Here is a 1,191-nt window from a genome sequence, read left to right as displayed (position 1 = left end):
ACGTTTCACGTTGTTTGTTTCGTTCAGTTTTCAAAGAACTTGTCTGTCGCTCATTTGCGACTTCCTTATGTTAACATTTTCATCTTTCAATGTCAACTAAGTTTTTTATTTCGTTTGTCGCTTTCAACGTTGTTGTCATCGGCGACTTGTTCTATATTACACCCCTATTCAATAATAGTCAATATTAATCTTTCACTTTTTTAGAAAAGATGAAACAGCTACTCATATTCCTCTTTATTTTTCATACATATAATTAAAATACCTGAAAGGGGTGTAGAGATTGTTCGATCCTTCCTTATTACATATCGTCAACGCCCATTCAAGAAACCCACATTATCATAAGAATTTTCCTATCATTCTATTTTGGAGCCAAAAAAGTGGTTGTACTTCTCTTGCTAAGTGGTTTTTTTATCAGATTGACTTATTACAGACAGCTCTAAATTATAGTCCTTTCATTCATAATTATGAATATGACATATACAAAAGTACACCTGCCTATAGTGTTCGACTAGGTATAGCATTACGCGAAAAACAAAAAGAAACTTTTAAACTTGTTCGTAACCCTTATAGACGAGCAGTGAGCTCTTTCGTATCCTTAATCGCACCTCCCTATATAGAAAATCCCGAATGGAAGCCCATCCGAAAGTTTTTATATCAAGATGAAAACTCCTCCAAAGGCCTCTCATTTAAACAATTTCTATACTATCTATTCATTAATGATGCTCAAGGAAATGATATTAACCCGCATTTCACACAACAATATATAGCTGGTGAAGAAGAATATGTGACCAATTATATATACTTAGAAAACTTCGATCAGGATATGAAAGCATTAGAAAAGCGTTTCGAATTAAAAACTGCACCAATAAATGAGTTCTCAATATCATGGCATCATCAAACTCCCGCCATGATTTATAAAGGGAATTTTAGCGAAGCCGATATTACTGACCCTTTATTTCCTCGCTACCCCACTTTCGAAAGTTTTTATGATACCGAATGTATACAACTCGTTCAAACAATATTTCAAAATGATTTCAATACGTATAAATATAGTAGAGAATACCTATACTGATTTCAATCTATTATCTTTGCCAAATAAAAAAACACCTAATATATATGAAGTGAACCCGAATAGTGGCACATGAAAAAAACACCTCCTGAATTCGCATACTAAGTATGCAAATTCAATGG

At 33.2% G+C, this 1,191-nt stretch carries 1 protein-coding gene; it reads left to right on the top strand.

Translation table 11 applies throughout. The features are described 5' to 3' along the window. The first annotated feature begins 280 nt into the window (after positions 1 to 280). A complete protein-coding gene (locus tag PDQ33_RS28870) occupies positions 281 to 1,072 on the top strand; it encodes a sulfotransferase family 2 domain-containing protein (RefSeq protein WP_000460200.1) in 792 nt (263 codons plus the stop codon). Positions 1,073 to 1,191 lie beyond the last annotated feature (119 nt).

It is taken from the genome of Bacillus cereus group sp. Bc031 (assembly GCF_027716265.1).
GTDB lineage: Bacteria > Bacillota > Bacilli > Bacillales > Bacillaceae_G > Bacillus_A > Bacillus_A paranthracis.
The sequence above is the reverse complement of the archived record's forward strand: the minus strand, read 5'-3'. Positions and strand labels throughout refer to the sequence as shown.